General features: G+C 65.2%; 4 protein-coding genes. All 4 read right to left on the bottom strand.

Annotation, left to right across the window (positions count from 1 at the left end):
- Positions 1-174: 174 nt before the first annotated feature.
- Complete coding sequence (gene yccS, locus J7573_RS09205; protein WP_294333269.1) at positions 175-2,358, bottom strand: YccS family putative transporter; 2,184 nt, start codon at positions 2,356-2,358, stop codon at positions 175-177.
- 83 nt (positions 2,359-2,441) lie between these two features.
- Positions 2,442-3,623: an NAD(P)/FAD-dependent oxidoreductase gene (locus J7573_RS09200; protein ID WP_294333266.1), complete on the bottom strand. Its 1,182-nt coding sequence runs from the start codon at positions 3,621-3,623 to the stop codon at positions 2,442-2,444.
- A 133-nt stretch (positions 3,624-3,756) separates the two neighbouring features.
- On the bottom strand, positions 3,757-5,091 hold the full coding sequence (gene dbpA / locus J7573_RS09195) for an ATP-dependent RNA helicase DbpA (RefSeq protein ID WP_240349712.1): 1,335 nt from the start codon (positions 5,089-5,091) through the stop codon (positions 3,757-3,759).
- A 112-nt stretch (positions 5,092-5,203) separates the two neighbouring features.
- A complete protein-coding gene (gene mdtD / locus J7573_RS09190; protein WP_294333264.1) occupies positions 5,204-6,631 on the bottom strand; it encodes a multidrug transporter subunit MdtD in 1,428 nt (475 codons plus the stop codon).
- Positions 6,632-6,638 lie beyond the last annotated feature (7 nt).

Here is a 6,638-nt window from a genome sequence, read left to right as displayed (position 1 = left end):
GCGGACCTTGGCTGCACACCTGATCAAAGAGGCGCCCGCTGCCTGATTCTCTCTGTCTGTGCTGGCCTCTTCGCGGGCAAGCCCGCTCCCACAGGTTCAACTCAGCCCCTATAAGCGGTGGAGCTTCTGTGGGAGCGGGCTTGCCCGCGAAGAGGCCAGCACAGACAGAGAGAATCAGGCAGCGGGCGCCTCTTTGATCAGGTGTGCAGCCAAGGTCCGCAATGGCCCCAACTGCCGGCATATCAATGCCAACTGTGTCTGCACCAACCGTTGGTGCTCATCCAGTTCTTCCGGCATCTGCTCCAGGGCATCGGCCAGCGCCTCTTCGGCATCACTGTGAATCGCCACGGGCAGCCGTGCTGCCAGGCCATTGGCAATCTCGTCCAGGCTATTGGCCAGGCTCTGCCCGGCGCCATCGATCAACTGCTCCTGTACCTCTGCCGGCAAGGCCGTATCGCGGTGCGCACCCAACCCTGACAGGTAACTGAGCAAGGTGTGCGACAGCACCAGGAAGCGGAAGCCGACATCGGCCTCCTTACGGAAATGCCCCGGCTCCATGAGCATGTTGGCCAGTGTGGTCGACAGCGCTGCATCGGCGTTGTGGGCGTTGCGCCGGGCCAGGCGGTAGGCAAGGTCGTCGCGCTTGCCGTGGGCGTATTGCTGCATGATCTGACGCAGGTACACGCTGGCGCAGGCCAGGGTGTTGGCCAGTGCCTTGTTCAGGCGCCGGCCCTGCCAGTCGGGGAGGAACAGGAACACCGCGAGGATGGCTATCAGGCTGCCGACCAAGGTATCGAACAGGCGTGGCAGGAACAGGCCATAGCCATCGCCGATCTGGTTGAAGCAGAACAGCACCATCAGCGTGATGGCTGCCGTGGCCAGGGTGTAGCGGGTAGTGCGGTTGACGAAGAACACCACGCCCGCAGCCACGGCGAACAGCGACTGGATGACCGGGTTGGGGAACAGGTCGAACAGCGCCCAGCCGACGGTCAGGCCAATCGCGGTGCCGAAGATCCGCTGCACCAGCTTGCGCCGGGTGGCGCCATAGTTGGGCTGGCAGACGAACAGCGTGGTGAGAATGATCCAGTAGCCCTGGGTCGGGTGGATCAGGTGCACCATGCCGTAACCGATCGACAGCGCCAGCGGCAGGCGCAGGGCATGGCGGAACAGCAGCGAGGTCGGCGTCAGTTGGGTGCGCAGGCGTGTCCACACGTCCTTCAAGGTGCGTGGCGAGCGGTCGAGCAGGCTGCTGTCGCTGGCATCGGCCAGGCTGTCGGGGTTGCTGGCGGCGCTGAGCAGGCGGTCGAGCGTCGCCAGGTTGGCGGCCAGGGCGCGCAGCGAGCGCAGCAGGCCACGCCAGGCCGGGTTGCTCTGGATGCGCAGGTGTTCAAGCGAGGCATTGAGGTCTTCCAGTGCTTCGGCGAATCCGGTGGCCAGCACGAATGGCTGGCGCAGGCGGATCGAGCGGGCCAGCTCCTGGCAGGACGCACCCTGTTTGCGCAGCAGGCGTTGGCAACGGAACATAACATCGCTGTGGAAGAACGCCTCGTTGAGGGCGTTGTAAGGGTAGTGCGAGGCGCTGACCCGTTCATGGATGTCCTGGGCCAGGAAGTACAGCTTGAGGTAGCGGCTGACCTTGGAGTTCGGCTGGCTGTTGCCGACCCGGTGCAGGATGATTTCCTTGGCCGCGTTGAGCGCCGCCACCACCTTGCCATTCTGCCGGGCCAGCTCCAGGCGCTGAGCCTCGACATCGAGGTTGCGGATCGGCTCGAACAGGCTGGCCTTGAGCTTGAGGTAGCTGCCGAGTTCGTAGAACAGCTTGGCCAGGCTCTGCTGCACCGGCTGGTTGGAAAACAGCGCCTGCCACAGCACCGATAGCAGGCCGTACCAGGCGGCGCCAGCCACCAGCAGCATCGGTTCGTGCCAGAAGTCGGTGACCAGGCCGCCACGCTGGTCCACGCCGATCATGGTGTACACCGAGGTGATCAGCGTCGCCGAAGCAATCGCGCCATAGCGCTCGCCCAGGGCGCCGAGCATGGTCAGGCCGAACGCTGCCAGCGCCAGGGCGATGACGAAGATCCACGGGTAGGGGAACAGCAGCTCGACTGCCAGCGCGGCAATGGCAAAGCAGGTGAGGGTAACGGCGAGGGCGCTGAGGCGGCCCTGCCAGCTGTCATCGGTTTCGGCCAGGGCGCTGGCGATGATGCCGAGGAACAGCGGAATCAGCAGGGCCATCTCGTTCTGGTACCAGCACAGGGCCAGGCTGCCGGTGAGGGCGATGGTGACCCGGATGCTGTAGCTGAACTTGTCTTGGCCCCACAGGCGACGCAGTGACTGACGGAACGAGCTCGATGACATGATGGCCTGCTAGGCAGTGATCGAATGAATGCATTGCAGCACGGCCAGCAAGAAGCGTTCCGTGCTGCTGAATGGATTCTACTCTACACGAACTGCGCAGCGGCGTTGGCGGATGCCCAGGCCCACTGGAAATTGAAACCGCCCAGATGGCCGGTGACGTCGAGTACTTCGCCAATGAAGTACAGGCCGGGGCTTTTCAGCGATTCCATGGTCTTGGACGACACTTCGCGAGTGTCCACGCCACCGAGGGTCACTTCCGCGGTGCGGTAGCCTTCGGTACCGGCCGGCACCACCTGCCAGTTCGCCAGTTTTTCGGCGATCTGTGACAGCTCCGTCGGGGTGTACTGTTTCATCGGCCGCGACTCGAACCACTGCTCGGCCAGCAGGTTGGCCAGCTTGCGGGTGAACACCTCGCCCAGCACGGTCTTCAGCTCGGCGTTGGCACGCTCCGCTTGCATCTGTTGCAGCCAGCTCAGCGCGTCACGGTCGGGCAGCAGGTTGATCTCCACCGTGTCGCCGGCTTCCCAGAACGACGAGATCTGCAGGATCGCCGGGCCACTGAGGCCACGGTGGGTAAACAGCAGGTTCTCGCGGAAGCTGGTGCCGTTGCAGCTGGCCGTGCAGTCCAGCGAGGTACCCGACAACTCGGTGCACAGTGCCTTGAGTTGGGGCTCGGTGATGGTGAACGGCACCAGCCCGGCGCGGGTCGGCAGCAGGGTGTGGCCGAACTGGCGGGCCACCTGGTAGCCGAAGCCGGTGGCGCCCAGGGTCGGGATCGACAGCCCACCGGTGGCGATCACCAGCGACTGGCAGGCGAACTGGCCGCCGCTGGTTTGCAGCAGGTAGCCACCCTCGGTTTTCTCGATGTGTTCGATGCTGGTGTGCATGCGGATTTCGGCGCCTGCGTCGTCACATTCGGCCAGCAGCATGTTGAGGATGTCGCTGGCCTTGTTGTCGCAGAACAGCTGCCCGAGTTTCTTCTCGTGGTAGGGCACGCCGTGCTTGGCCACCAGTTCGATGAAGTCCCACTGGGTGTAGCGGGCCAGGGCCGACTTGCAGAAGTGCGCGTTGTGCGAGAGGAAGTTGGCCGGTTCGGTGTACATATTGGTGAAGTTGCAGCGCCCGCCGCCGGACATGAGGATCTTCTTGCCGGGCTTGTTGGCGTGGTCGAGCAGCAGCACCCGGCGGCCACGGCGGGCGCTGAGCTGGGCGCACATCAGGCCGGCGGCGCCGGCGCCGAGGATGATCACGTCGGTGGAATGCACGGTGTTACCTCATAGATAGCCGGGGCTGCTTTGCAGCCCTTTCGCGACACAAGGCCGCTCCTACAGGAGCATGCGATCCCCTGTAGGAGCGGCCTTGTGTCGCGAAAGGGCCGCAAAGCAGCCCCAAAATAGGTCAGACGATACGGACTTTCAGGGACCGGCCCTTGATCTTGCCGCTGTTCAGGCGCTGCATGGCCTGCTTGGCCAGCGGCCGCTCCACAGCCACAAAGGCCTGGAAGTCGAAGATGGCGATCTTGCCCACCTGCTTGCCCGGGATCCCGGCATCGCCGGTCAGCGCGCCGAGGATATCGCCCGGACGCAGCTTGTCCTTGCGCCCGGCAGCGATGCACAGCGTGCTCATCAGCGGCAGCAACGGCTCGCCCTTGTTCTTCAGGCTGTCCAGCTGGTCCCAGCGCAGCGGGCTTTTCTGCAGGTCTTCGATGGCCTGGGCACGGTGGCCTTCGGCTGGCGCCACCAGGCTGACCGCAACACCTTTCTCACCGGCACGGCCGGTACGGCCCACACGGTGCACATGGATCTCGGCATCCCGCGCCAGCTCGACGTTGATGACCATGTCCAGGCCATCGATATCCAGGCCACGGGCCGCCACGTCAGTGGCCACCAGTACCGAGCTGCTGCGGTTGGCGAACATGGTCAGCACCTGGTCGCGGTCACGCTGCTCCAGGTCGCCATGCAAGGCCTGGGCGACGATACCCTTGGCGGTCAGGTGGGCAACCACGTCCTCGCATTGCTGCTTGGTGAAGCAGAACGCCACGCACGATTGCGGGCGGTAGTGCCCAAGCACACGGGTGACGGCTTCCAGGCGTTGCTGCGGGTCGATCTCGATGAAGCGCTGCTCGATCTGGTTGTCGGCGTGCAGGCTTTCGACCTTGACCTGCTGCGGCTTGCGCATGAAATCGGCGGCCAGCTGCTCGATGCCAGCCGGGTAGGTGGCCGAGAACAACAGGGTCTGGCGACGCGACGGGGTCTTGCCGATGATGCTGGCGATGGCATCGAAGAAACCCATGTCGAGCATGCGGTCGGCTTCGTCCAGCACCAGTGTGTTCAGGCCGTCGAGCACCAGGGTGCCCTTGTCCAGATGCTGCTGGATGCGCCCCGGGGTGCCGACGATGATGTGTGCACCGTGTTCCAGCGAGGCGATCTGCGGGCCCAGCGACACGCCGCCGCAGAGGGTGAGGATCTTGATGTTGTCCTCGGCCCGGGCCAGGCGGCGCAGTTCTTTGGCCACCTGGTCGGCCAGCTCGCGGGTCGGGCACAGCACCAGCGCCTGGCAGCCGAAGTAGCGCGGGTTGATCGGGTTGAGCAGGCCGATGCCGAAGGCGGCGGTCTTGCCACTGCCGGTCTTGGCCTGGGCGATCAGGTCCTGGCCGCGCAGGATGACGGGCAGGCTCTGGGCCTGGATCGGCGTCATCGAGGCATAGCCGAGGGCGTCCAGGTTGGCCAGCATGGCGGTGGACAGCGGCAAGGTGGCAAAGGCGGTGGATTCGGTGGTCACGAGGCGGGCCTGCGGTGCGAAGCGAAAAATGCCGCACAGTCTACCAGCCTCATGGCCATTCGCCCTACGATTCCACGTGTTGTTCCGGACGACGGGCACGCCTTCCGTCCGTCGGCGACAGCTGCAGGAAGATTGCCGCCGCCAGCATGGCCATCACGCCGATGGTGACGAAGGTCAGCTGGAACGCGCCCAGGGTGGTCTCCACGCCGTCGGCGCTGCCTGCCGCGGTAAAACCGCCGAGCAAGGCACCGGCGCAGGCCACGCCGAGGCTCAGCGACAGCTGCGCGACCACCGACAGCAGGCTGTTGCCGCTGCTGGCGCTGGCGTCGTCGAGGTCGATCAGGGTCACCGTGTTCATCGCCGTGAACTGCATCGAGTTGACCGCGCCGAGCAGCGCCAACTGCACCAGCAACAGGGCATACGGCGTTTGTTCGTCGACCAGGCCCATGCTGGCCAGCAGGATGCCCAGCAGCAAGGTGTTGCCAGTCAGCACAATGCGGTAGCCCAGCCGCTCGATCAGGGGCCGGGCGACGGACTTGGCGAGCATCGCCGACGCGGCCAGCGGAATCATGCTCATGCCGGCCTGGGACGGCGAATAGCCCAGCGCCACCTGCAGCAGCAGCGGCACAAGGAACGGCAGGGCACCGCTGCCCAGGCGTGCGAACAGGTTACCGAGGATACCGATGGCGAAGGTGCGCACGCTGAACAGGCTGGGGGAGAACAATGGCTCCGGGTCGCGCCCGGCGCGCAGCCAGTAGGCCGCCAGGCAGGCCATGCCGGCGAACAGCAGCAACATCACCCGCAGGTGAGGCAGGTGCAGCTCACCCAGGCCTTCCATGGCGATGGTGATCAGTACCATTGCCGCGCCGAACAGGATGAAACCGGGGCCGTCGAAGCGGGTGCGCTCGACCCCGCGCAGGTCGGGGATGAACTTCCACACCGCATAGCAGCCCAGCGCACCGACTGGCAGGTTGAGCAGGAAGATCCAGTGCCAGCTGAGGATCTCCACCAGCCAGCCGCCCAGGGTCGGGCCCAGCAACGGGCCGAGCAGGCCAGGGATGGTGATGAAACTCATGATCCGCACCAGCTCGGTGCGTGGGTAGGCGCGCAGCACCACCAGGCGCCCGACCGGCAGCATCAGCGCGCCGCCCAGGCCCTGCACGACGCGTGCGAAGATCAGGAAACCGAGGCTGTTGGCCATGGCACACAACAGCGAGCCGAAGCTGAACAGCAGGATGGCGCTGAAGAAGATGCGCTTGGTGCCGAAGCGGTCGGCGATCCAGCCGGAGGCGGGGATCAGCAGGGCCACAGTGAGCATGTAGGCGATGATCACGCCCTGCATGCGCAACGGGTCTTCAGCCAACGATCGGGCCATGGCCGGCAGGGCGGTGTTGAGGATGGTGCCGTCCAGGGACTGCATGAAGAAGGCGATGGCCACCACCCAAGGGATCCAGCGGGCGGTGACGGGGTCCAGCGGTGCACGTTCAGGCATGACTTCC

Source organism: Pseudomonas sp., from assembly GCF_017744435.1.
Taxonomy (GTDB): Bacteria; Pseudomonadota; Gammaproteobacteria; order Pseudomonadales; family Pseudomonadaceae; genus Aquipseudomonas.
Note: the sequence above shows the minus strand (reverse complement) of the source record. Positions and strands in the feature narration are given on the sequence as shown.